We start from the raw sequence: 25795 nt of genomic DNA, 5'->3' as shown, positions 1-25795 counted from the left end.
TCCGTGGCCGCTAAGCAAGAGCCAAATCACAAGGTCGTCGCCGACAACCGCAGAGCCCGCTTCAATTATGAAGTCGGCGAGACCTTCGAGGCCGGGCTTGCGCTGACCGGCACGGAGGTCAAGTCGCTGCGCAGCGGCAAGTCGACGATCGCCGAGAGCTACGCCCATGTCGACCGGCATGGCGAAGCCTGGCTGGTGAACGCCAATATTCCGGAATATCTCTCGGGCAATCGTTTCAATCACGAGCCCAAGCGGCCGCGCAAGCTGTTGTTGAAGACGCGTGAACTCGCCAAGCTGTCGCAGGCCATTGAGCGCGAGGGCATGACGATCGTGCCGCTCAAGCTCTATTTCAACGACAAGGGCCGGGCGAAGCTGCTGATCGCGCTGGCGCGCGGCAAGAAGATCCACGACAAGCGTGAAGTCGAGAAGAAGCGCGATTGGAGCCGCGAAAAGGGTCGGCTCATGCGCGAGAAGGGGTGAGCCCCTCTCTTCTCTCCCAATAGGAATGCAAAAAGCCCGGCCTAAGACCGGGCTTTTTTGATGAGAAATCCGTTTGCTGGTACTTTCCCGGTCGGGCCGCCGCTTGCCCGCCCGGAATGACGCGGCTCGAGTGAGCCGCTCACGCGAAAACAGGATTACTCCTCGTCTTCCTCGTGTCCGACCGGAGCCGTCGCAGGCATGGGGCGGCGTTCCTGATAGCGCTGCATGCGCTCGGCGCGCTCGCCGGGATCGCGGCCGATCTTGCCGACGAGATGGATGAGGTCGATGAACTCGTCCGCCTGGCGGCGCAGCTCGTCGGCGATCATCGGCGGCTGGGTTGTGATCGTCGAGATCACCGAGACGCGCACGCCCTTGCGCTGCACGGCCTCGACCAGGGAGCGGAAGTCGCCGTCGCCGGAGAAGAGCACCATGTGGTCGATGTGCTCGGCCATCTCCATCGCGTCGACCGCGAGCTCGATGTCCATATTGCCCTTGACCTTGCGGCGGCCGAGAGAGTCGACGAATTCCTTCGTCGGCTTGGTCACGACGGCATAGCCATTATAGTCGAGCCAGTCGATCAGAGGACGGATCGAAGAATATTCTTGATCTTCGATCAGCGCCGTATAGTAAAAGGCGCGGATCAGGCGACCCTTGCCCTGGAATTCGCGTAGGAGACGTTTATAGTCAATATCGAATCCCAGCGATTTGGCGGTCGCATAGAGATTCGCGCCGTCAATGAATAGCGCAATTCGTTCGATATCTGCCATTTTTTTCTCGCGTTCAAGCTGTGTGTAACATTGCCTGATCTCTGTCGCCCGCCACGCGACTTTCGAGATCGTGGTGAGTGTTGGGCGTCCAATTTCAGCGCAACTGGCTCGGCTCTCGGGCCGACTTCAAATCTTTTAGGTTTGAAAGCGGCTTACCGTCGACTCACGTCGCCGGCGCGACCGCCATAGCGATTATTTGTCGAAGTCGAGACGCCAAAGCGTCATGTTCGATAAATTGCCGCTCTCGGGCGCGAGGTCAAGAGGATAGATACACTTTTACCATAAATGATTGCCCAAAAGGCGAAAAACTTCCAGCCTCGCTACAGTCGAGTTCGATTTCAAATGAAGGCGGGCGATCCGGAAGCGGCGCAAATGTGATTGATTAATCTGCATAGCTGTTGTAGCAGCGCTCTTCCCCCTCTTCAAGTAGGAGCCAGAGAAAAATGGCGCGCGTCACAGTCGAAGACTGCATCGACAAGATTGAAAACCGCTTCGATCTGGTTCTGCTCGCGGCGCATCGTGCGCGGCTGATCTCCTCCGGCCAGCCGATCCTGGTCGATCGCGACCGCGATAAAAATCCCGTGGTCGCCTTGCGCGAAATCGCCGAGACTCATCTTTCTCCGGAAGATCTGTCGGAAGATTTCATCCATTCGTTGCAGCGCCATGTCGAGGTCGACGAGCCGGAGGCCGAGGCCGCTCCGGCGCTCACCCCCGCCGTCGGCGGCGATATCGAGGGCGAGGCGCAGTTCGACCGCATGACCGAGGAAGACTTGCTGCGCGGCCTCGAAGGCCTCGTTCCGCCGGCCGAAGTCGAAGAGGACGGCGAGTAAGTCGCGTCTTCTTCAAGACAATCGGGTCAATAGCAATTGGCGTCGCGCCCAACGATGGCGGTGGGGCGCGAACCTCACCCGACCCCGCTGACGCGGGGCCACCCTCCCCGTAAAGGGGAGGGATGGGCTCATGCCCGGCGCTCGCCCGATTGCCCACCCTCTTTTTGCGCCGCACTAGAGGCGGCGGCGAAGCTGGGTTACACTTCTTCTTGGATCCCTGCGGCCTCGCGCCGCTTTGTCGGGCGAAGCCGCGCGCTGAGCGCGCCATGCGGCGCCCGCGTTGCACTGCCGTGGCTCTCGCCCATGATGCGTCAATACGAGCTCGTCGAGCGCGTTCGGAAATATAATCCGAACGTCGACGAGGATTTGCTGAACCGCGCCTATGTCTACGCCATGAAGGCGCATGGCCAGCAGACGCGCGCCTCCGGCGACCCCTATTTTTCCCATCCGCTCGAAGTCGCCGCGATCCTCACCGATCTCAAACTGGACGACGCGACAATCGTCGCCGCGGTTTTGCACGACACGATCGAAGATACGGAGACGACGCGCGAGGAAATCGATCGTCTCTTCGGCGTGCAGATCGGCAAGCTCGTCGACGGCCTCACAAAGATCGAGAAGCTCGACCTCGTCTCCAAGCAGGCGCGGCAGGGGGAGAATTTCCGCAAGCTCCTGCTCGCCGTCGCCGACGACGTGCGCGTGCTGCTGGTGAAGCTCGCCGACCGTCTCCACAATATGCGCACGCTGCATTATGTGCCGCCGGAAAAGCGCGCGCGGATTTCGCAGGAGACCCTCGATATTTACGCGCCGCTCGCCGGGCGCATGGGCATGCAGCGCCTGCGTGAGGAATTGGAGGGCCTGGGCTTCCGGCATCTCATGCCGGAGGCGCATCGCACGATCGAACAGCGCCTGCATGATCTGCGCACGAAAAACGGGCGCATCATCAAGCGGATCGAAGAAGAGCTGACGGGCGAGTTTTCTCAGCGCGGCATCGAGGCGGCGGTCACCGGCCGGCAGAAGACGGCCTATTCCGTCTGGCGCAAGATGGAGCGCAAATCTATCTCCTTCGAGCAGCTTTCGGATATTTTCGGCTTCCGGATCATCGTGGGTTCTGTCGAGGACTGCTATCGCGCGCTGGGCGTCATCCACACCAAATGGCCGAGCGTGCCGGGCCGCTTCAAGGATTACATCTCGACCCCCAAGCAGAATGATTATCGCTCGCTCCACACCACGGTGATCGGCCCCGGCCATCAGCGCGTCGAGCTGCAGATCCGCACCGCCCAGATGCACGAGATCGCGCGCTTCGGCATCGCTGCGCACGCGCTCTACAAAGACGCCACCGGAGACGAGGGGCGCGAAGAGCTCGCCAAGGAGAGCCGCGCTTTCCGCTGGCTGCAGGAGACGCTGGAGCTGCTCGCCCATGGCGACAGCCATCCCGAAGAATTTCTCGAGCATACGCGGCTCGAGTTGTTTCAGGACCAGGTCTTCTGCTTCACGCCCAAGGGCGGGCTCATCGCCTTGCCCCGCGGCGCGACGCCGATCGATTTCGCTTACGCCGTGCATACGAAACTCGGCGACTCGGCGGTCGGCGCCAAGATCAATGGCCGGGTCGCACCCGTGCTGTCGCATCTTCAAAATGGCGACGAGGTGGAGATCATCCGCGCCGAGGGCCATGTGCCGCCCGCCGCCTGGGAGGCCGCAGTCGCGACCGGCAAGGCCCGCGCCGCCATCCGCCGCGCCACGCGCGAGGCGGTGCGTCAACAATATGCCGGGCTCGGGCGTCAGATCGTGGAGCGCGCCTTCGAGCGCGCCGCCCGACCCTATTCGGAGGACAAGCTGAGGGCGGCGCTGACGCGTCTGGCGCGGCCTTCGGTCGAGGACGTTCTGGCGGCGGTCGGGCGCGGCGAAATCTATTCGGGCGATGTCGTGAAGGCGGTTTATCCGGATTTCACCGAGGAGCGTAAGGCGCCGATGGCGCCGATTGCGCCGGGCGAGCCCGGCTGGTTCGGCGTGAAGGCCAACGCCAATGTCGTCTTCAAGGCGCCGGGCGCCGTGGGGGACGGCGCCGCCGGGGCCATCCCCATTCGCGGGCTGCGAGGGGATTCGCCGGTGCGTTTCGCGCCCGAGGGCGGCGCCGTGCCGGGCGACCGCATCGTCGGCATTTTCTCGCCGGGCGAGGGGATTACGATCTACCCGATCCAATCCCCCTCGCTCATGGCCTTCGACGATCAGCCCGAGCGCTGGCTCGACGTGCGCTGGGACGTCGACCCCGAAACCCGCGCACTGTTCCCGGCGCGCGTCATCGCCACCGCGATCAACGAGCCGGGCACGCTCGGCGCCCTCGCGAGCCTCATCGGCGAGACCCACGCCAATATCGACAACATCACTTTCCGGGCCCATTCGCCGGATTTCCGAGAGATGACCTTTGATCTCGAGGTCGCGGATCTGAAGCATCTGACGGAGGTGCTCACCCGGCTGCGAGGATCCCCGCTGGTGAGCAAAGTTGAGCGCGTGATCGGATGACGCGCGCATTATAGGCTGAGAAGCGACACCCGCCGTCATTGCGAGGAGCGTAGCGACGAAGCAATCCAGAGCTACGCTACGGCCCTGGATTGCTTCGCTTCGCTCGCAATGACGAGTTCCTATTCGACAAGAGAAGAGCGCCCGCTTAGCGAGCGGACGCTCTCATCATGCTCAGCGCTCAGCGCTCATACGGCCCCGGGTCATTGGACGACACGCGCGGATCGCGTCCCCAGATTGGATAGCCGTCGGTCAGCGTTTTCAGAAATGCGACGATCGCGGCTTCCTCTTGCGCGGTGAGACCAAGGTTTCCGATCGAACTTGCGTTGACGTTTTGGGGAACCTCGGGAAGCGGCCAGCCTTTGATCCCGAAGCCCGGGTCGCGGTTGTCGGCCACGCGCCCGAGCGTGTCGCGCGTGTTGTAGAAATGCGTGATCTGCTCGAGTGACTTGAAGACGCCATTATGCCCATAGGGCGCCGTGATGGCGATGTTGCGCAGGGACATTGTCTTGTGCTTGCCGATTTCGAGCCCCTGCGGATCGCGGGCCGCGATGTCGGGCCGGCCGCCCAATCCCTTATTGGGTTCGGGATTGCCGGGGATGTCCAGATTTCGCGGCGCGCCGATGTTGTCGTAGCCGTAGTCGGTGAACAGCGCCGGCGTCCACGTCCCCTCGCGGTTCTTCTTGGGCGCGCTGACATGGCAGCTCGCGCATTGGGCTTTATTGTTGAAGAGATCGAGGCCGAGCCGTTCTTGCGGCGTCAATTCGATTCTGCCGGCCAAGAAGTAATCATATTTGGACGTGAACGGACCGAAGGAGCGCGTCCGCTCGAAAGCGGCGATCGCCTTCCCCATGGCGTTATAGGCGACGTCCGTTTCCGCAGCGGATAGCAGGCCGGCGATATTCAGCCGATAGGCGGCCCAGAAGAGTGCGCGATAGGCGGCGTTCTCCTTCAGCCGCTCGATGACCGCGGCTTTGCTGGGCATCGCCATTTCCGCCGGATTGAGCGGCGGCCCGCCGGCTTGTTCGGCGGGCGTGGAGGCGCGACCGTTCCAGAATTGGCCGCCGACATAAGCCTTTTGCGTCTGGTCCCAATGAAACGGCGGGGTGAAGGAGGCGTAACCGGCGCTGGGCGCATTGAGGGCGCCGAAGGCTCCCGCAACCGAGCCATCTGATACGGGCGTGCCTTTCTCGACATTATCGGCGTCGACAAACCCAGGCGCCTGGTAGGGTTGCCCGGTCTCCGGATTGATTGCCGGCGTGATCTGATGACACGTCGCGCAGGACTGGTTTCTTTGGAGGGAAAGATTGTTGTCCGAATATAGCTTCTCGCCGAGAAGGCGCTCCGGCCAGTTTCGCGTTTCTTTGTCCGGGTTGAAGGGCAAATGCTGGAGGTCGTCCTGAAGCTCATGCCGGATCGATTCAAATTCGCCCGGCGTCAGCAAACGCTCCAAAGCCGCCGCGGGTTGCGAGGATGTTGCGGCGAGAATTGTCCACAGCTTGAGCGGGAAGAAATACGCTTTATATTTCGTCATAATACGCCTCCGCTAGTCGGCGTTGCTTCGAAAAGGCTGCTCATAAAACCTCGAATGATGTCGAATCTTGAAAAAGATCAAAAAGAGGCTCTTAAACGAGCAACCTTGCGTGATAATGCAACTTTATGAGGCGGAGTCATGGCGGATCGCCGTCGTTTTATTCGACGACAAAGAACTGCTGCGCTTTTAATGCACATTATTCTGAGACGCCGGCCCAGTTCGACTTGATCTTTCTCAATTCGAACAGTTCCGGCGCCCATGCCTTCGAGCAAAAATGCTTTTAGGCTTCTATCTCGACAGCATCGCCGCGCTTCAACGCGCCGCCCGAGAGCACTCTCGCATAGACGCCCGCCGAGGGAAGCGCTTTGCCGGCGAAGGGGACATAGACCTTGTTCTGCAAGACCCCCTTGTGAAGGATGCCCAGGTCCTTCGGCAGATCGCCCTGGGCGAGCGTCGGCATGACGCAGCGGGGGCAGGGGTCGGTGATCTGCAGGCGAACCTCGCCAATGCGGATGGTTTTACCGACCCAGTCATTTTCGACAAATTCAGCCGCCGCGCCGGTGTCGATAACGATATTGGGGCGAAAGCGCCGCGCTTCGAAACGGCCTTCGGGATAAAGCTCGCGCAAGCGATTGATCGTTCCGGTGGTCAGCAGATGCACCGTGGCGTAATCGAAAAAGGTGCCCGCCGGTGCGTCTGCGGCGACGGCTTCCTCGCTCACTTCGTTGGCTTCGCCCTCATTCTCAGGCCAATATTGCTCCAGCGTCGGTTTCTGATGCGCCGAGGCGCTGAGACGCACGCGGCGCGACAAGGCCGCCGAGAGCACGTCCTCGACGTCGGGAGCGTCGGTGCGGACCATTTGTCCGGACGGCAGGCTGATCCAGACCGGCGGAATGGACTGCGCATCGAGCGGCGACGCATAGGCGGCCCGGTAGAAGAAGAAATCCGGCCATTTCTTGGGATTTTTGGCGCTGACCACCTTGCCGGTCTCGACGTCGACGAGCGCGAAGGCGTGATCGCCGAGCAGGCCCGCGGGCGTGACGACGGAAGCGGTCAGCTCCTCGCCCATCATGGATTTGACCGGATATCTCCAGACGGTGGAAACGGATAATGAGGGGGAAAGAGTCATGGCTGTCGCCCATCTTAAGTTGAGGCCGTGGGCGTCAATTGAAGCGACTTCGCTCGAACTCCTAGCGCCACACAGGGTAATTTCGGTTGGTCCAGCAGGGAGTTTGGCGCGCCAATCACGGCGCGGGCGCTGGCTCCGAGAGCGGACGCCCGTTCCGCTTGGACAGCGCGCATGGGGATTTGTCATTCCCGACGGGCCGAAGGCCCGATCGGGAATCCAGAGCCCAAAAGAGCGATGGTTGCTCTGGATTCCCGATCGCCCGCTGCGCGAGCGTCGGGAATGACAACGAGCCATTCGAGCGCAATGATATTACTTGAGAGGCAAATAAATTTCGGTCAGATGGCTCTGCTCTGGCGTATCGTGGTCGAGATTGAGATAGTGGAAATAGACCGGAAAATCGCGAAGCTCCTCGCCGCTTTTCGGTAGCCACTCTCGATAGAGCGCATAGACGCTGTCGCTGATCCGCTCCCGCGAGCCGGCGTGGATGGTCAGGGCGCAGCGCCCGCCCGGGATTGTCTTCGTTACGATCCCTTGCGGATTGGCGGGCGCGGGTTCCGTCAGCGAAGCGCAGATGTCGAAACGGAATTCGTCTGGCGGCGTGACGTTCGGGTCATTGTACGGAACGCCGTAGGTTTCGCATTCGTTGATCGGGGAGAGGCCGAAGGCCTTCCGCCATTCGATGAAACGCTGCACCGAGGCGTTGAGCAAAGTGTGGGGGCCGCGATGTTCCAGCGCCGCGACCAAGACAGGTTCGACTTCAACGATTTTGACCTCCATTTCATTGGTCCTTTCACGAGGGGGGAGGGGAATGCGATAGCGTTCGCTCCACGAGGCCCAATCGGGCTTTTTGCGGAACGCGCTTGGGGTTTGGCCCAGACTGTTCTTGAAGGCGCGGGAGAAGGACTCCGGATTTTCGAACCCGGCGTCGAGCGCAATGTCGATAATCTGCGCGTGCGGATTGAAGGCGAGCCGATAGGAGGCGCGCTTGAGCCGCATGAGCTGAACGTAGCGGGAGAGGCTTATCCCGCAATATTCGGAGAATTGCCGGTGAAAGTGGAATTTCGAAAAATTGGCGACCGCGCTCAGGCGGTCGACCGAAAGCTTTTCATCGAGATGCTTGTCGATGTAATCGAGCACGCGATTGATGCGTCGCGCATAATCTCGTTCCTGGCGGGTCGCTTCTTGTTCCATACGCATACAGTAATGGAACCGGGCTTTCGCTTCCTGACCGAGATTGCTTTTTGCGTAGCAGGTTGCCAGCCCAGATGGACCTGCGATCCACTCAGTTGGCCGCTGTCATTCCCGACGCTCGCGCAGCGAGCGATCGGGAATCCAGAGCAGAAGCAGCGCTTCTGTGGCTCTGGATTCCCGGTCGGGCCTTCGGCCCGCCGGGAATGACAGGAGCCCGATGCGGGCGGTCCAAATGGATTGATTCCGCCTGCGTCTACTGCGTGAGGATCGAAGGATAGAGTGATTTCCAGAAGCCGCATTTATGCGCGCTCGACGCGTCGAAAAGTGCTGTCTCGCCGGGCGCGAAGCGCATCACGTCGCTGTCCGCGGTGAAGAGTGGCCAGGTTGGCGCGTTGCCCGCGACCGGACGGCCGGTCTTTGCGAAGCTCGTCCAATAGGCGGTCATCTGCTCGGCGATCAGCTTCGACCCGCCTTGGAGGTCCGGCCCCGCGACTTGGCGCGTGTTGTCGAAATGCGGGAAGAGATAAGGCAGCTCCGACGAGTGCACGGCGCCCATCTCGAAACCCGGATTGGTCGTGACGGCCGGCGCGTTGCGGTCGGCGAAAACGAACTCGTAGACGGGGACGGACTTTCTCAAAAGCTTCGCGGTCTGGAGATAAATGCAATTGTTGATGCCGACATCCGGGCGGAAATCCGACCACACCGTGCCGAGAGCGGCAGGGGCCGAGGAGTAGTCGGCGAGCGGATATTTGGCGGCGATCGCGTCTGCGTTCTTGCCATAGGTCTGCGTGAGCTCAGCGACGTAATTGTCTTTCGTCACGGATAGGCCCGCCTGAATTGCGTAAGCGACATAGAGGCGAAGCTCGTCGCGCGTGCCGCCCATTATCACCGGCACATGCACGAATTTCCCTTGAGGGATCGCTTCGGCGCCTGGCAGGGGCACAGTCTTCGTGCCGGTGACTGGCAGGAAGGTCACGATATTGCCGCCGGCGATCGTCACGCCGGCGTCGAGTAAATCCTTCACGGGCTTCTTTCGAAGGCAGGCAAGGGCGGTCGACTCGTCCTTGCAGTCGACGAGATCGGACATCTTCTTGCCGATCTCCTTGCCTTCCGCGACGGTCGGGAGCGGCGTGACGCAGCCCGCGCTTTGAACGATCGCCTTGTTATAGAGGCCCGTCGTCTCTTCGGGCGCGAGAAGATGCATGCAGACGCCCGCCCCGCCGGCGGATTCGCCGGCGACGGTGATATTATTCGGATCGCCGCCGAAGGCCGCGATATTGCGCTTCACCCAACGGAGCGCGGCGCGCTGATCCTCCAACCCATATCCGCCGTTGTGATCCGGTGCGAAGGCGGGATGGGCGATGAAGCCGAAGACGCCGAGCCGGTAATTGAAGGACACGACGACCGCGTCGCCGGATCGCGCCAGATGATCGAGCGGATAAAGCGCGCTCGATCCGCCCACAAAAGCGCCGCCGTGAATCCACACGATGACCGGGCGCTTGCGCTTGTCGGCCTTTCCGGCCCAGGGCGCCGTCACATTGGCGTAGAGGCAGTCTTCGTCGTCGCTGGCTTCGGGGATGCCATAGCGCGCCGCCTGCGGGCAGGCGCTCTTATATTTGGTCGCGTCCAGAATTCCGCTCCAGGCGCGCGCCGGCTGCGGCATCGCCCAGCGCAGCTCGCCCGTGGGCGGCGCGGCATAGGGGATTCCCTTGAATTCGCGCAGCCCGTCATGCACGACGCCGCGCACGCCTCCTTTATCGGTTTTGACGATCGCAGGGTCTTGTTGTGCCGCGAGCGCGCGCGGAGCCGGCGCGGCGGCCAGGAGTGAAAAAGCGATAAGGCTCGCAAGCCGACCGAAGGTAAAATTCATGCTGACCTGCCGCTGATTGTCTGGAGACTTGCGCGGCATTCAAGGCTGAAAGGATGCAGATTCGGTAAAGCTGACGTTGTCGCTATCTGGCTGCTGTAAAGCGGCTGTCAGGCGAGCGGCGCGACCCATGGTTATAAAGTTGGAGGGCGGTTGTTCCGGCGCGTCGCGCTCCACCCACGCCCCAATGACAAGCGCGCCATCCCTGCGCTATGAAAGCGCATGAGCGCCAAACCCCTCCGTCTCGGAATCAACGTCGACCATGTCGCCACCATCCGCAACGCGCGCGGCGGCCCCAGGCCCGACCCCGTGCGCGCGGCCTTGCTCGCGATCGAAGCCGGCGCCGATGGGATCACCGCCCATCTGCGCGAAGATCGCCGTCATATCCTCGACGCCGACATGGCGCGGCTGAAGGCGGCCATCTCCAAGCCGCTCAATTTCGAAATGGCGGCGACCGGGCAGATGCTCGACATCGCCCTCGCAACCGCCCCGCACGCCGTCTGCCTCGTGCCCGAGAAGCGCACCGAGCGCACGACGGAGGGCGGGCTCGACGTCGTCGGCGGGCATGATTACCTCGTTCCCTATGTCGACCAGCTCGCGCGCGGCGGCATTCGCGTGTCGCTCTTCGTCGAGCCGTCGATCGAGGCGATTGACGCTTCCGTCTCCATCAAGGCGCCGGTCGTGGAGCTGCATACGGGCGCCTGGTGCCATGCGGTCGAGGTCGGCGATGCGGCGCTGGCCGAGCGCGAGTTTGCGCGGGTGACGGCCGCCGCGGCCTATGCGGGCGAGCGCGGGCTCGAAGTCCACGCCGGTCACGGCCTCGATTACGAGACCGCGCGGCAGGTCTCCGCGCTGCCGCAGGTGGTCGAACTCAATATCGGCCATTTCCTGATCGGCGAGGCGGTATTTGTGGGCCTGGTCGAGGCGATCCGCCAGATGCGCGAGGCGATGGACGAGGGGCGGGCGGGCTGCTGACAGAGTGGCGTTGACGCCCCTCGTGCTTCGAGACGCCTGCTGCGCAGGCTCCTCAGCATGAGGGGCTTCTGCATCTATGCCAAACACTTAGGCCTCATCCTGAGGAGCGAGCGAAGCTCGCGTCTCGAAGGACGAGGCCGCCTCGGGAGTTGGCCAACAAACTGGCGCGCCTGAAGGCGCGCGGTCCAAGCGCGCGGCCCCGGACCGCGCGCCTTCAGGCGCGCATTGATCACGCCGCGATCTGCATCAGCTCCGCTTCGAACGCCACGAGATCAATGAGCGGCGCCGAACGGGCCGGCACGCCGGAGAAGGCGGCGGGCGCCGTAATCTCGGGCGCTTGCGCCTCGGCGGCGATGCGCGCGGCTTCCATCCGGGCGTCGTCGAGCGCCGCTTCCATCTCAAAGCGGCGCAGCAGCGCCATCAGCCGATCGAGTTCGCCGCCGTTGATTTCGTCGCAGGCGGTCAGCACGCGTTCGATCATCATGAGCGAGAGACGCGTCTCGCCGCCATGGATATCGGCGTATTCGCGCTGGGCTTCGAGCGCGGCGCGGAAGGCCGGCAGGAATTTCTCCGGCAGCCCGGCGCGAAGGTAGAGCGCGGCGAAGCCGGCGCCACGGAAGTCGCGCAGCAACCCCGCGACTTTTTCCTCGCGCAAGCCGGAAAGCTCAACGAGCGCCGCCTCGAAGAGGTCGCGATTGCCGCTGAGCAGCGCGCGCAGCACAAGGCCGGCGGTAAGCTGCTGCGAGGCGCGCAGATGTGAGACGAGATCGCGGACGCCCTGACGGCCGTCGCGCTCGGCGGTCTGCGTGACGATGATGACATTGGCCTTGTCGCGCTCCTCCCGAGAGAGGCGCTCGGCGCGCTCATGGGTGAGCCAGCCGCAGTCGACGACAAAGGCGGAAAGGCTCGCCGCTGTGGCTTTGACGAGGTCGTTCCTCACTGTCGCCGGCAGCCAGGGGCGGGCGAGCAAAGCTTCACGCATTTCGGCGTCGTCGCCGAAGCGCTCGATCATGCGGCGCATGGAAAATTCCGGGAGGTCGGCGCCGGGGTTGACCGCGAGCGAAATCGCCGCCTCGCGCGCGCCGACTTCCGCCAGCGCCGCGCAGACGCCGGCCGGCACGCGGGCGCGCAAGGCGATGGCGCTCTGGGCGAAAGCGTCGCCGATGGCGGCGCAGTCGATCAGCTCGGCCTCGGTGAGGAGCGGCGAGCGTGACAGAATCGGCGCGGCAATATCCGACTGGTCGGCGGCGAGCGCGGAGACGATGGCGTGGGGCGCGTCGACGGCGCTCGCGAGATTATCGGCGAGGGCGCGGCGCACCAGCGGCGAGGGGTCGTCGAGAAGCGACATCAGCGCGATTTCCGCCGCGCGCCGCTCCTGGGGCTCGATGTCGCCGTAGAGATAGGCCCGCGCCAGCGCCCCGGCGCCCTCGGCCCGCTGCGCCGCATTCGCCGTCTGCGCCCAAGACAGGAAATTACGCACGATCATGGACGCCTCGGACCTCCGTTAACGCAGCGGCTTACGTAAACGAACAATGGCGATTTATGGTAAATTCTCGCTTAAACCTCGGCCTCGCTTCTGAAAAATCTTGGCAAATGCGCTCTGTGCTCATTCTCTCGGCCGATGGGCCGCTTCCAATGCGCGCGCTGGAATGCGGCGCTGCCGCGCTGCTGCTGCGCCTCGGCGGCGCGCATTCCCGCGACGATGCGCGGGCGCGGGCGCGGGCCTTTGTCGAGGCGGCGCGGATGCGCGGCGAGCGGCCGAGACTCTTTGTTCAAGTCGCGCCTGTAGAGAGCCGGGAGATCGACGGCGACCTCGAAGCAATCGTATGCGCGGGCCTCGACGGCGTTTTCCTCGAAGGCTGCGAGGGGCGCGGCGACGTTCAGGGGCTTTCCGTCAAGCTTTCTGTCAGGGAGGCAGAGGCCGGCTTGCCGGCCGGCGCGCTGGCGATTGTTGCGCTGGCTGCGCAGACGCCGGCCGCCGTCTTTCAGCTTGGCTGCTACAAGGGCGCCTCGCGCCGTCTTGCCGCGCTGGCGATGGACGAGAGCGCGCTGCCGGGCGGCGCGCAGGCCCGGGCGGCGGCGCGGGCGCTTCTTGCTCTCGGCGCTGCGGCGGCGGGCGTTTCCGCCCTCGATATGGCGCCAGTGTCAGGCGAGGGCGCGCTCGCGGCTGCCCGGCGCGAGGGGTTTGCGGGCGTCATCGCCTTTTCCGAGGCGGAGATCGCAGCGATCGAGGCGATCTTTGGGGGCGCAATCGACAAAAGGCCATGATCGGCGCAATAGAACGGGCGATGAGCAAGAGAGACTTCCGCAGGATTGGCCCTATTCTCGCCGTGGCGCTTGCCCTGCCGGCCGCGACCGATCAGGCGCTTGCCCGGCGCGGGCAGCTCCCGCCCGCGCCATCGGCCCCGTCGCAATCTCCGGCGCCGGCGGCGCCCGCGAATACGGAAGGCTTAGCGACGCTGCGCTTGAGCGCGACGCTCGGCGCCAATGATTCGCAGACGATCCGCTCCGGCATGGTGTGGCGCGTCTTCGAGGAGGCGGCGCAGCCGGACGGCTCCCACAAGCTCATCGCGCAATCCGACGAAGCGACGCCGACCCTGCCACTGCCGGACGGCGCCTATGTCGTGCATGCGGCCTATGGCCTGGCGGGCGCGACGCGGCGCGTCGTCGTGGAGGGCCACAACGTCGCCGAGCGGCTGCCGCTCAACGCCGGCGGCCTGAAGCTCGTCGATATGCTCGGCGAGACGAAGATTCCGTCGCAGCGCCTGGCGATCTCGATCTATGTGCCCGAGCGCGGAAACGCAGAAGCCAAGCTGGTGGTCGCCAACGCAAAAAGCGACGAGGTGATCTGCCTGCCCGAGGGGGCCTATCATATCGTCTCGACCCTGCTCGATACGAGCCAGGGCGCGCAGGGCGGCAATAATACGACAAACTCCGTCGTCACTGCCGATCTGAAGGTCCCCGCCGGCAAGCTGATCGAGGCGACGCTCAAGCATCACGCCGCCGCCATCACCCTCAAGCTCGTGAAGGCGCCGGGAGGCGAGGCGCTGGCCAACACCAGCTTTTCTGTGCTGACGCCGGGCGGCGACGTCATTCGCGAATTGATCGGCGCTTTTCCCTCGCTCGTCCTGGCGGAAGGCGAATATGTCGCCATCGCGCGGCACGACGGTAAAACCTATCAGAACACCTTCCGCGTTCAGTCGACCAAGGACGCCGACGTCGAGGTCGTCATGAAGGAAGAGGCCGCGCCGCAGGATGAGCGGCCGCAATAGCGAACGAGGTCCGCTCGATTGGTTCGGCGCCATTCCCGACGCTCGCGCAGTTTGGACACACAGGAAACCACCGTCGTCATTGCGAGGAGGCGGAGCCGACGAAGCAATCCAGCGCCGCATCGCCGCCCTGGATTGCTTCGCTTTGCTCGCAATGACGGGCTCTGGGCAAAACCAACGCTCTTGTGGCTCTGGATTCCCGGTTGGGCTTTCAGTCCGCCGGGAATGACAAATGGCGATCCGAGCTGTTCAAACGGAAACGATAATCACTTTTGAGGAGCGACCATAGCTCGCGTCTCGAAGGACGAGGCCGCCGCGGAGATTTGTCAAAAAACAAGGCCGGCGACCGAAGGTCGCCGGCTGATTTTTTGGTGTCCCCGCCGCTCGCTTCACGAGCGCCGGGGGAGGCCTCTCGCTCAGAGCAGCGAGAAGGGGATGATCACGTCCATGTTGAACATGCCCTGCGAGGAGCTGCGAGCGATCCCGTTGCCGGTGTTCTGGCCCCGGAAGAACGGCTGCGTGCCGTTGACCGAGGTGTCCCAACGGAATTCCGGACGCAGGATCAAGCCGGTGATGATCGGCAGCTTCGGCAGCTCCGGGGTGATCGTCGCGCCGAGGGTGAGCGCCAGATAGCTGGTGCCGACATTGGCGGGCCCGAACTGGCAGGAGTAGCAGGGGTAGCCGTGGAGGAAGTTCGCGGCGTCGAAGTAGCCGGGGAAGCCCGCGACGAAGAAGTTCTTATTGTCGCGGTAATATTCGATGCGGCCGTTGATCTTGAGGAGGTCATTGACCTTGTAGGACGCATATTGCGCGATCGCGTAGGACTCGGCGCCCTGCGGCTTCTGCGGGAGCGCAGCGAGGCCCGGCCACGCCGGATTCACGCCGGCCGCGAGGGTGTCGAAGCTGCCGTAGAGATTCTGCGGGATGCCGGTAACCGTGGAAATCGGGTTCCAGCCGCTTTCACGATTATACGCCATATCCGTGATGAGCGTGAGGTTCTCCGTCACCTTCCACGTCGTCGTGAGGTTGGTGTAGGTGCGGTTCGCCGTATTCGGATCGCAGACGCAGGCGATCGGCGTGTTCGGCCAGGTGAGCGGCGTCATGCCGGGGAGGGGCGCGAAGGCAATCGCGGGATTGCCACGCTGCACGGGGTTTTCCGGGCCATGGTGAACAATGCCGAGGATGGTCAGATTGCCGTCGAGCAGGTTGAGGCCGAAACCGCCATGGAAGGACGGCGAGTTGTTGTTGTCGCCCGGCCAGCCGATGAAGGTGTTCACGCCCGTGGTGACGCCCGCATAAACATCGAGCCAATCGCGCACATGCGTCGTGGTCATCAAGCCGGTGTGAAGGAAGGGCCCGAAGTTGAAGATGTACGAGTGCGAGTAGAAGAGGTTGTCCTTCGCATACATCACCTCGGCGCCGTTATACGTCGGGAATATGCCGGCCTTTACGTCGACGCCGCCCTGCGAAATGTAGCTCGTCCAGGGAAGATGCGCCTGGACGTTGGCCTCCAGGAAGCCGAACTGCGTGCGGTCGTGGATCCAGTAATCGGTCGTGCCGATGGTATGGTTGTAGCGCATGTCCTCGCCGATCTGGGCTTGGACTTTAAAGCCGAAGTCATAGGACGTCGCTTTGGGGTCGATCGGGCGCTGCACGGTCAGAACAGCGCCGTTGAACGTCGGCCAATTGGCGCGATCGGTGTAGAGATGGCCCCAGTTCAGCTTGTTGTAGGGCTGGTTGAAGTTGATGGCGATGCCCCCCTCGACATAACCGTCGATGGTGAGCGTATCGAGCCATGCCGGAGGCGGCGCGGGAACTACGGCCGCTTTCTTGTTCGGCAGGTCGGCCGCGAGGGCCATGCCGGCCGCGAGCGACGCCGCAGTCACAACGGGAAGACTATACCATTTCATGCCAGGAACTCCGGTCTGGATAAAAAACCTGCATGAATATCAGCTCCGGCGAAGACTTCGTTCAAGCTTATCCAAATTGCATTTGCCTAATGAATAGGCAAAGCTGACGGATTGTCCGGATATGTTGCTGTGATGTCACATTTTGACAGGACTGCAATCTTGAGAAATTTGCCTTTTGTTAACCGGCGTCGCTGCGGCAATGGCCTCGACGACGCCGAGACGCGCTTCTTAATGATTGATTCGGCGAGGCGATTACAAAGGCTCGCTTGCCGGCCTGCTTCGCCGTCCCACTTTCCCTTATGGGCGGCCACGTTCAGGTCCGCGCAAAAGGGAGGCACAAAATGTCTGAAAGCGGACAGCCAGAGCAGCCGGATTTCGCCAAGGGCGTGGCGCTGAGCGCGCTCGATGAGGGCGTCCCGTTATCCGGCTCTATCGACGGCGGTGCTGCGATCATGGTCCGCAAGGGGGCGGATGTCTTCGTCGTCGGCGCCGAATGCACGCATTATCATGGGCCGCTCGCCGAAGGGCTCGTCGTCGGCGAGACGATCAGATGCCCCTGGCACCATGCCTGTTTCAGCCTGCGCACCGGCGAAGCGATTCGCGCGCCGGCTTTCGATTCGCTGCCGCGCTGGCGGGTGGAAGAGGTCGACGGCAAAATCTTCGCCCGCGAGCGATTAGCCGCCCCGATGACCAAACCCGCTCCAACGCGCGCGCCCAAGAAAATCGTCATCGTAGGGGCTGGCGCGGCGGGCTTTGCGGCGGCCCATAGGCTGCGCGCGGAGGGCTATGACGGCGCGCTGGAGATGATCGGCGCCGATTTACTTGCGCCCTATGATCGGCCCAATCTCTCCAAGGACTATCTCGCCGGGTCGGCGCCGCCCGAATGGCTGCCGCTGCGTGAACCCGCCTGGTATCACGACAATGGCGTCGTGCTGCATCTGGGACGGCAGGCGACGGCGCTCGATGTTTCGCAAAAGCTGCTTACACTCGATGACGGCTCCAGCGTCGGTTTCGACGCCTTGCTGCTGGCGACGGGCGCCGACCCCGTGCGCCTCCCCATTCCGGGCGCCGACCGGCCCAATGTCTTTTACCTGCGCCAACTCGCCGACGCCGACCGAATCGCCGCCGCTTGCGGCGGCGCATCCCGCGCTGCGGTTGTGGGGGCGAGCTTCATCGGCTTAGAGGTCGCCGCGTCGCTGCGCACGCGCGGCCTTGCGGTCGATGTGATCGCGCCGGAGGCTGTTCCTATGGCGCGCATCCTCGGCCCCGAGCTTGGCGCGCATATCCAGCGCCTGCACGAGTCGCATGGCGTCGTCTTCCATCTCGAGGACACGGTGACGGAGATCGGCGACGGCGCGTTGACGCTGAAGAGCGGCGCTGCGGTCGCCGCGGACTTCGTCGTCATCGGCATCGGCGTGCGGCCGAACCTCTCGCTCGCCGAGCGGGCCGGGCTCGCCGTGGATAAAGGCGTGCTGGTCGACGAATATCTCGCGACGAGCGCGCCGGGCGTCTATGCGGCGGGCGATATTGCGCGCTGGCCAGATCGGATCACGGGTGAGCGCATCAGAGTCGAGCATTGGGTCGTGGCCGAGCGCCAGGGGCAGACCGCGGCCCGCAATATTCTGGGCTTCAACGAGCGTTTCGACGCCGCGCCCTTCTTCTGGAGCCAGCATTACGATCAGACCATCTCCTACGTCGGCCATGCGCCGCAGTGGGACCGTTGCGAGGTCTCGGGCGATCCGGCCTCCGGCGATTGCGCCGTCGCCTATTGGCGGGGCGCCCGCAAGCTCGCGGTGGCGACGCTGGGGCGCGATCTCGACAGCCTGCGCGCCGAGGCGGCTTTCGAAAAAGCACTCGGCTAGGGCGGGCAATAAAAAAGCGGCCATTAGTTGGAGCGAATGGCCGCTGGGGGCAAAGTGGCGATGACGCCCCTCCTGCTTCGAGACGCCTGCTGCGCAGGCTCCTCAGCATGAGGGGCTTCTGCATCTGCGCCAAACACTTAGGCCTCATCCTGAGGAGCGAGCGAAGCTCGCGTCTCGAAGGAAGAGGCCGCCTCGGGCGTTTGTCGACAACCGAGCCGGCCGCTTGGAAACGCTGGCGCGGGCTGTTCCCCGCGCCGCGCCGTTTTAGTCGAAGCGTCCGGCGGCGTGGCCCAGCATGGTGTAGACCTTGCCGGCGTCGCCGGTCAGCAGATCGAGCGCCTTGGCGCCTTCGCGGTCGCCGCGGCTCGTCTCCACCAGAAGCTCCTCGAAGTGGCGGACATAATGATCCACCGTCGCGCGGAACTCCGGATCAACGCTGTAGCGGCGACGGATTTCCTCGAAGGTCTGATGGCCTTGCGCGGTGTAGAGGCGTCGCCCGAACAGGCCGCCCTTCTCGCCGCGCTGATAGCGCCGCCACAGCTCCGCGACCGCTGCGCTGTCGACCATGCGCGCGATGTCGAGCGTGAGGCTGTCGAGCGCGCCGCCGTTCTGCTGGCGCGTCGGCCGTAGAGAAGCCGTCTGGGCGGGGGCGGCGGGCTTTTGCGGCGCTTCCTCGCGCGATGCGCGGGCGAGGAGGTCCGTCAGCCAGCCGCCTTGCCCGTCGCGCGCCGGTTGGGCGGTGCGGGGAGCCGGGGCGGGGGCGGGCGCCGCCGCGAGCCGCGGCTTCGGCGCTTCGGCCTGTTGCGCCGGCTCGAATGTCCGTCGACCGGCGGGGGGCGCCTGCTCGGCGACGTCATAGACGCGGCCCGAACGCGCGACGATGTCCGTCAATTCGTTCAGCGCCTTCACCTGATCGCCGACGACGCGGCGGAGCGCCGCGGCCTGCTCGGCGGTCTCGCGCGGCAGCTCGGTGGCGCCGCGCCGCACTTCCTCGCGCGTCTCCTCCAGCTCGCGATGAATCTCGCGCGACAGGTTGCGGATGTCGGCGGCCGTCGACTGGAAGCGCGCATTCGCTTCGGAGAACAGGCGGTTGATCTCCTCATTGGCGTTGCCGAAGGCGGCGCGCAGCGCCTGTTCGGTCTCCGTGCGCTGGCTTTCCGCGGTGGAACGCAGATTGGCGAAGCGCGTCTCGACGAGATTGGCCGTCTCATTGGTCGCGGCGGACAAAGCGCCGCCGATCTCCTGCGAGCGGTTTTCGATCGCCTCGAAGGTCTGCTCCATCTTCTGCGCGAAGGTCACCATCACATTCTCGACCTCGCTTCGCTTCTGCTCGACGAGGGACATGACGCTCTCCAGCGACCGCTGACGCGCGTCGAAGGCGGTGTCGAGCGCCTGCTGGGTCCGCGCGAGCCGCTCAGTGCTCTGCGCCAGCGCCTGCTCGCGTTCGCCCAAAGCGTCGACGAGATCGCTTGCATTGTTGACGGTCCCGCCCGCCACGTCGCCCATCCGCCGAACCTGGTCGGACACGGCTTCGACGGCCTGCTGGAATTCGCCGACCCGGGCGCCGAGCTCGCGCTCGAGAGCGACGAGATTGCCGCCCGTCTTGTCGATGATGGCGTGCAGCGACGTGTTGGTCTGGCCGAGCTTGTCGAGCAAGGTCGGCAGCTCGGCGCGGATCTTCTCGTTCATTGCGACGAGGGCGCCGATCGAGCTCTCCGCGCCGGCGTCGAGCGCCGCCGTCAGCGAGGACGTCGATTGGTCGATCGCCTGGGTCAGCTCCTCGCGCTTGTCGCCGAGGTGGCGCACGATGGCGGCGCCGCGCGTCTCGATCGTCTTGGCGACCAATTCGCCGACGCTCGCCAGCTCCTGCGTCACCGCGCCGCCGCGTTCGCCGAAGGTGGTCTCGATCTGCGCCATGCGCGTGTCGAGCGCGGTCTGAATCTGCGTGAGCCGCTCATCGAGGGCGCCGCTGATCTCGCCGACCCGTTCTGCGAGCGCCTGGCCGAGGTCGCCGGTGCGCGCATGCATGGTCGTGTCGAGCTCGCGGCGCGCTTCGGCCAGCGTGTGGTTGATGTCCTGCAGACGCGACGTGACCGACTCGATGACTTCGCGGCCGCGATCGTCGATTTCGGACGACACGGCCCCGAGACGCGCGACGACATTCTTCTCGAACAGTTCGATGCGGCCGTCGAGCGTGTTGGCCAGATCCTTGGCGCGGCCGTCGAGCGTCTCGTTGATCTCCGACGCCTTGGCGGACAGCGTCTGCGCCATCTCGCTGGAGCGCGCGACGAGCGTCGAATCGACGTCCTTGATCTTCTCGTCGAGCGTCCTGACGACCTCGCGGCCGCCTTCGCCCATCACGCGGGCGATCTCGAGCGCATGATTGGCGAGCGATTCTTGCAGCTTTTGGCCGCCGACGCCCAGGCCCGCGTCCATATGCTTGACGAGTTCCTCGATGCGCTGGGCGGCCTCGCGGGTGCGCGCGTCGCTGACGGTCTCGAAGGCTTCGATCTTGCTCGACATCGTCGCGGCGATGTTCTCGGCGCGCGCGCCGAGCTTCTCGACGAGCTGCTCGCCTTTCTCGCCGAGCGCATTGTCGATGGCGTCGAGCTTGGAGGTGACCTCGTCGGCGAGCTTGCCAACCTGCTCGCTGAGCCGCGAGAAGGCCGTGACCGTGGTCGAGTCCAATTCGCTGAGCAGCTTGCCGCCGCGCACCGAAATAGCGTCGTCGATCGTCTCCAGGCGCGTGTCGATCTCCGTCGCGAAGTGGTGGGAGTTGTCGCCGATGCGCGCCGAGAACTGGTCGATCTGCTCGGCGATCCGGTCGGCAAAAGCGCCGCCCTGGGCGTTGACCGTCTGGTCGAGCTCGCCGAGCTTGGCGTCGATCTGCCGCGCGAGCTGCTGCGAGGTCTCGCCGATGCGGGCCGTCATCTCGTTGGACCGCGCGGCGATCTGCTCGACGAGCGCGGCGCCGCGCAAGGAGACGGCGTCGTCGAGGGCGCTCAGCCGCGCGTCGATCTCCGCTGCGAAATGGCGCGAATTATCGCCGATACGGGAGGTGAACGCATCGGTCTGCGCCGTGAGGCGATCGACCAGCGCGCCGCCTTGCGTGGCGATCGTCTGGTCGATGGCGTTGAGGCGATCGTCCACACTCGCGACGAAGCGTTCGGTCTGCGCGCCGATGCGCGCGTCGGCGTCTTCAGCGCGCGCCGCGAGATGTTCGACCAACTCGCCGCCGCGCGCCCCGATGACTTCCTCGATGGTCGTCAGCCGCGCCGCGACGTCCTGGCTCAGTTTAGCGGCATGATCGGCGACGCGATCGGCAAGGACGCCGCCGTCGCGCAGCAAAGCGCTCTCGAACTGACCGAGCTGGTCGCCGAGCGTCGCGGCGATTTGTTCGCTATGCGAGGCAAGTGCGCCGACGACTTCCTGGCCTTGCGAGAGGACCGAGTTTTCGAAGGCCACGAGGCGCTCGGCGAGCGTTTCGTTGAGGCGCTCGCCCTGCACGGCGATGGCGAGAACCGCGTCGCTCGCGGTCGTCGTGAAGCGTTCCTGTATCGCGTCGGTATTTTCAGCGAGAACCGTCGTCGCCTCCTGGACGCTACGCTGCAAATTATCGCGCAAGGCGGCGCCATGGGCCTCGAACGCCTCGACCGCGCGCTCCCGCGTTTCGTCCATGCTTCGCGCCAGGAACTCGCCGGCGTTTTCCAAAGCGCTCATCCGCTCCATGAGCAATTCGTCGACGCGCTTGGCATGTTCGGCCACCAGCGTGGAGACGCTGTCGCTATGGCGCTTCACAGTGTCTTCAAAAGCGCCGACGCCTGACGTGAGCGTGCCGGAAATACGGGCGCTTTCCTCTTCGAGGCGCCGGGCGGTTTCGGCGTTTGCCTGCTGCACGGCCGTCTCGAAGGCCTGCAACTGCGCGGCGAGATTGTCGCCTGTCGCCGCGGTTTGATCGAGCACGCGGCGGGCGATCTCGTCCTGGCGCAAGAATGTGTCGTCGAAGGCGGCGAGCCCCTGTGCGAAGGCCGAGCTGACCTCCTCGCTCTTCGAAGCCACGCGCGCGGCGGCTTCGCCGCTCAAGCGGGTCACGGCTTCCGCGAAGGCGGCGAGGCCTTCGGTGATGGCGGCGGCGGCCTGGCCGCCATGCTGCGCGACGCTGGCCGTCACATTCTCGCTCTGGCGCAGTATCGCGTCCTCCAGAGACGCCAGGCCGACCGATAGATTGTTCAGCGCGCGGTCGCCATGTTCCGAGACGCGCGCCGCGGCCTCTTCGCTCCGACGGACGAAGGTCTCTTCGAAGGCGGCGATCTGCCGTCCGAGCTCGCTCGTTGCGAGGTCGCCATGCGAGGACACGAGAGAGGCCAGTTGCTCGCTGCTGCGGGCGACCGTCTCCTCCAGCGCGGCGATCTGGCGGTTGAGTTCCGACGACGCCTTCTCGCCATGCGCCGCGGCGAGCGCCGTGGCCTCTTCGCGGCTGCGCTCGACCGTTTCCTGGAAAGCGGCGATCTGGCGGGTAAGCTCCTCATTGGCGCTGTCGCCATGCAGCGCCACAAGAGCGGAAATATCCTGCGTGCGGCGCGCGACGCTTTCCTCGAAAGCGGCGAGGCGATCGACGAGAATCGTCGTGGCGCGCTCGCCATGCTCGGCGACGCGGGCGGCGACATCCGCGCCATGATGGGCGACGGCGGCCTCGAAGGCGGCGATCTGCTCGGCGACCTCGGAGGAGGCGCGGCCGCCCTGTTCCGCAAGACGCGCGGCGATCGCTTCGCTACGCTGGAGCACGGCGTCCTCGAAAGCGGCGAGTCCGACCGACAGATTGCCGAGCGCGCGATCGCCATGCTCCGTGACGCGGGCGGCGACTGACTCGGTCTGAGCCGCCACCGCTTCCTGGAAAGCGGCAAGTCTTTCGGCCAGCGCCGCCGTCGAGCGCTCGCCATGCTGCGAAACGCGCGAGGTCAACTCCTCGCCATGCAGCTCGACCGCCGTCTCGAAATTCGCGAGCTGCTCGGCGATCGTCGCCGCGGCGCGCGCGCCATTCTCGGAGAGGCGCGTGGCGGCCTCGTCGCTGCGCTCGGCGACGGCGGCCTCGAAGGCCGCAAGGCGATCCGACAAAGTCGTGGTCGCATATTCGGCGCGTTCGGCGACGCGGGCCGCCATGTCTTCCGCGCCCCGGGCAATGGCGCCCTGGAATTCGTCGAGCTGCGCCGTCAACGCGCTCGCAGCGCGGTCGCCATGTTCGGCGATATGGGACGCAAGCTCGTCGCCGCGCGTGGCGAAGACCTCTTCGAACGCCGCGAGCCGCTCGGAAAGCGCAGCGGCGTTTTGCTCCGTGCGCTCGGCGATGCGGGCGGTCATTTCGTCGCCCTGGCGCGTGAAGGTCTCCTCGAAAACCGTGAGGCCCTCATTCAGGGCGGCGCTGACGCGGTCGCCATGCTCGGCGACGCGCATCGCCGCCTCGGCGCTGTTTTTCACCACGGCGTCTTCGAAAGCCGCCAGCCGCTCGGCGAGCGTTGTTTCGAGCTGGCCGCCGCGTTCGGAAACGCGGTCAATCATCTTCTCGCCGCGGTCGAGCACCATGCGCTCGAAATGTTCGAGCCGCTCGGCGAGCGTCTCGTTCACTCGGTCGCTATGCGCGCCCAGCGCAGAAACCGCGTCGCCCGCGACGCCGATGAAGCGCTGCTGCAGCGTTTCGGCCTGTTCTGTGAGCGTCGCCGCGGTCTCGCCGAGGCTCTGCGTCAGCGAGTCGTAGAGCGCCTTGCCGCGCTCCTCGAAGGTCTCGTGGGCCCTGGCGTTGGTTTCCTCCAGCAGGGCGACCAGACGGGTTTCGGCGCCTTCGAAAGTGGATCTCGCTTCGTCGACCTGTTGCGAGACGTTGGAGGTGAGACGCTCAGTGGTCTCCGCCAGCGATTTGTCGAGCGCGCCGCCCTGAACGCGGATCGTTTCCTCTATGGCCGAACCGCTCTCGGCGAGACGAATCGCCAGCCGGTCGCCCTGATCGCCGATCGACTCGGCGAAATGCACGCCCAGCTCCTCGAAACGCTCCAGAAGCGCCGCGCTGCGCGCGCCGAAATCGATCGCCAGCGCGTCGCCCGTCGTTTGCAGCCTGACGCCGACGTCTTCCACGCCTTCGGTGAAGCGCCGGGTCACCTCGTCGCTAGCGCCTGCAATCTTGAGAGCGACGACGTCGCCGGTTTGGGTCAGGACGCCGACGACCCTGTCGCCATGGGAGGCGAGCGTCGATTCGAAATTGTCGCCCGCATTCTCGAGCGCGAGTTTGATTTCCTCGCCCTTCGAACCGAGCGAGGAGGTAACGCGCGCGCCGGCGTCGCTCACCGCCTCGGCGAGATGCGCCGATGTCGCGGCGAGTTCCTGCGAAAGCGCATCGCGCGCGCCGAAAAGGGCGGTGCGGGCGTTGTCGGCGTTGACGACGATGGCTTCGCGTTCGCGCGTCAATTCGTCGATGAGCTGGCGGAGGCGGCGCTCGTTTTCGGTGTAGGAGCGTTCGAGGTTGGTGACCTCAGTGCGCACGATCACTTCGAGCTCGCCGGCGCGCGCCAAAGCGCGCTCGATGCCGTCGCCCATGGACGCCGCCTCGCGACGGATCGCCTGCGACAGCGACACCACTTGCTCGGTGGCGATGGTCTCGGGCTCGATCAGGCGGATGGCGACTTCCGTCATGGAATTGGCGATCAGCCGCATTTCATGGGCGCGGCGCGCCATGAGGCCGGTGATGAAGAGGAAGATCGTCGGCCCGAGAAGCGCTGCGATGGTGAGAAGCGGCTTGGGCGCGAAGAACGAGCCGTCGGCGTCGAGTATCTCGCCGCGATGGAAATAGACATAAAGAGTCCAGCAAACCGCCCAGAGCGCGATCGACATGAAGGTCATCGCCAGAATGCCGCGGTTCGGCTGAATCTGCAGCGCGGCGCGCAACTCGCCCACTGTGCGGCGGTCGTCATTGGCCGGCGCGATGGCGGGCGCAACGGGCGAGGGCTTGGGCGGCTCGCTGCGCTCGGGCTTGCGCGACGACATGGCCAAGGCGATGTCGGCGGCGCTGGCGGTCGCAGGCCGGTACTCGCTCGTGGCCGATTCCGTCCTCGCGTCGATCTTGGCCGTTTCGATCCTGGGCGTTTCAATCTTGGGCGCCGCCGTCTTGGGCGCAGCGCTTTCCGCGGCCGGGGGCGCGCCCAGGTCGAGCGCCTCCTCGATCGCGGAAAGAGCGGCGGCGGCCGCATCCTGAATCTTGCCCGATTTCGACATCGTCCGTCTCTCCGAGCAGCCACCGAGGCGGCCGCCCCCTGCCACGCCCGATCGCCCGGGCGCCAAAAAGAATTAACCAAACATTACAGCCCATCACCAGCAATTGAAACACGGCCTGCAGGCGTAATCCGAAACTTCGTTAACGCCGGTTTCAGAACTGCTGGCCAATCTTCTTTGCCGGACCCTTGGGAAGCGATCTTCGGT

At 64.7% G+C, this 25795-nt stretch carries 15 protein-coding genes; 7 read left to right on the top strand and 8 right to left on the bottom strand.

Going from position 1 to position 25795, the window contains the following annotated elements; genetic code table 11:
* Positions 1 to 3: 3 nt before the first annotated feature.
* Positions 4 to 480 (top strand): SsrA-binding protein SmpB, encoded by a 477-nt coding sequence (gene smpB / locus QMG84_RS14325; protein ID WP_202072339.1) that lies wholly within the window; start codon positions 4 to 6, stop codon positions 478 to 480.
* A 155-nt stretch (positions 481 to 635) separates the two neighbouring features.
* On the opposite strand, the gene QMG84_RS14320 is transcribed toward smpB, so the two are convergent.
* Positions 636 to 1247 carry a LabA-like NYN domain-containing protein gene (locus QMG84_RS14320; RefSeq protein WP_202072340.1) on the bottom strand — a complete coding sequence of 204 codons (612 nt, stop codon included), beginning with the start codon at positions 1245 to 1247 and terminating at the stop codon, positions 636 to 638.
* Positions 1248 to 1690: 443 nt separating this feature from the next.
* Here QMG84_RS14320 and rpoZ point away from each other — a divergent pair, with 443 nt between their 5' ends.
* Together rpoZ and QMG84_RS14310 are read left to right on the top strand one after the other, a co-directional pair.
* Entirely contained in the window at positions 1691 to 2077 is a 387-nt protein-coding gene (gene rpoZ / locus QMG84_RS14315; protein ID WP_165053578.1) for a DNA-directed RNA polymerase subunit omega, read from the top strand.
* Positions 2078 to 2380: 303 nt separating this feature from the next.
* Positions 2381 to 4597: a RelA/SpoT family protein gene (locus QMG84_RS14310; RefSeq protein WP_281928711.1), complete on the top strand. Its 2217-nt coding sequence runs from the start codon at positions 2381 to 2383 to the stop codon at positions 4595 to 4597.
* 178 nt (positions 4598 to 4775) lie between these two features.
* Here the strand turns inward: QMG84_RS14310 and QMG84_RS14305 are convergent, their stop codons facing one another.
* The 4 genes from QMG84_RS14305 to QMG84_RS14290 all read right to left on the bottom strand — a co-directional run bounded on the left by QMG84_RS14305 (position 4776) and on the right by QMG84_RS14290 (position 10318).
* The gene (locus QMG84_RS14305) at positions 4776 to 6128 is read right to left on the bottom strand and encodes a cytochrome-c peroxidase (RefSeq protein WP_281928710.1); all 1353 of its coding nucleotides are present in this window, start codon (positions 6126 to 6128) and stop codon (positions 4776 to 4778) included.
* A gap of 280 nt (positions 6129 to 6408) precedes the next feature.
* On the bottom strand, positions 6409 to 7257 hold the full coding sequence (locus QMG84_RS14300; RefSeq protein ID WP_281928708.1) for an MOSC domain-containing protein: 849 nt from the start codon (positions 7255 to 7257) through the stop codon (positions 6409 to 6411).
* A 309-nt stretch (positions 7258 to 7566) separates the two neighbouring features.
* Positions 7567 to 8454, bottom strand: a complete 888-nt coding sequence (locus QMG84_RS14295) for an AraC family transcriptional regulator (protein WP_281928706.1) — start codon at positions 8452 to 8454, stop codon at positions 7567 to 7569.
* Positions 8455 to 8701: 247 nt separating this feature from the next.
* Positions 8702 to 10318, bottom strand: a complete 1617-nt coding sequence (locus tag QMG84_RS14290) for a carboxylesterase/lipase family protein (protein ID WP_281928705.1) — start codon at positions 10316 to 10318, stop codon at positions 8702 to 8704.
* Positions 10319 to 10537: 219 nt separating this feature from the next.
* On the opposite strand from QMG84_RS14290, the gene QMG84_RS14285 reads away from it, so the two are divergent.
* Complete coding sequence (locus tag QMG84_RS14285; RefSeq protein WP_281928703.1) at positions 10538 to 11290, top strand: pyridoxine 5'-phosphate synthase; 753 nt, start codon at positions 10538 to 10540, stop codon at positions 11288 to 11290.
* A 229-nt stretch (positions 11291 to 11519) separates the two neighbouring features.
* On the opposite strand, the gene QMG84_RS14280 is transcribed toward QMG84_RS14285, so the two are convergent.
* Positions 11520 to 12776, bottom strand: a complete 1257-nt coding sequence (locus QMG84_RS14280; RefSeq protein ID WP_281928701.1) for a DUF2336 domain-containing protein — start codon at positions 12774 to 12776, stop codon at positions 11520 to 11522.
* Between the two features lie 107 nt (positions 12777 to 12883).
* On the opposite strand from QMG84_RS14280, the gene QMG84_RS14275 reads away from it, so the two are divergent.
* Both QMG84_RS14275 and QMG84_RS14270 read left to right on the top strand, forming a co-directional pair.
* A complete protein-coding gene (locus QMG84_RS14275) occupies positions 12884 to 13558 on the top strand; it encodes an aldolase (protein WP_281928700.1) in 675 nt (224 codons plus the stop codon).
* A gap of 20 nt (positions 13559 to 13578) precedes the next feature.
* On the top strand, positions 13579 to 14562 hold the full coding sequence (locus QMG84_RS14270; RefSeq protein WP_281928698.1) for an RgsD C-terminal domain-containing protein: 984 nt from the start codon (positions 13579 to 13581) through the stop codon (positions 14560 to 14562).
* A gap of 413 nt (positions 14563 to 14975) precedes the next feature.
* Here QMG84_RS14270 and QMG84_RS14265 read toward each other — a convergent pair whose 3' ends face one another.
* Positions 14976 to 16469, bottom strand: coding sequence for an outer membrane beta-barrel protein (locus QMG84_RS14265; RefSeq protein ID WP_281928696.1), 1494 nt, complete (start codon positions 16467 to 16469; stop codon positions 14976 to 14978).
* Between the two features lie 341 nt (positions 16470 to 16810).
* Between QMG84_RS14265 and QMG84_RS14260 the strand changes: the two genes are divergently transcribed.
* Complete coding sequence (locus QMG84_RS14260) at positions 16811 to 18331, top strand: FAD-dependent oxidoreductase (RefSeq protein WP_281928694.1); 1521 nt, start codon at positions 16811 to 16813, stop codon at positions 18329 to 18331.
* 264 nt (positions 18332 to 18595) lie between these two features.
* Here the strand turns inward: QMG84_RS14260 and QMG84_RS14255 are convergent, their stop codons facing one another.
* Positions 18596 to 25591 (bottom strand): apolipoprotein A-IV repeat region-like domain-containing protein, encoded by a 6996-nt coding sequence (locus QMG84_RS14255; protein ID WP_281928692.1) that lies wholly within the window; start codon positions 25589 to 25591, stop codon positions 18596 to 18598.
* Positions 25592 to 25795 lie beyond the last annotated feature (204 nt).

This window comes from Methylocystis iwaonis, from assembly GCF_027925385.1.
In the GTDB taxonomy this organism is placed as follows: domain Bacteria; phylum Pseudomonadota; class Alphaproteobacteria; order Rhizobiales; family Beijerinckiaceae; genus Methylocystis; species Methylocystis iwaonis.
The sequence above is the reverse complement of the archived record's forward strand: the minus strand, read 5'-3'. Positions and strand labels throughout refer to the sequence as shown.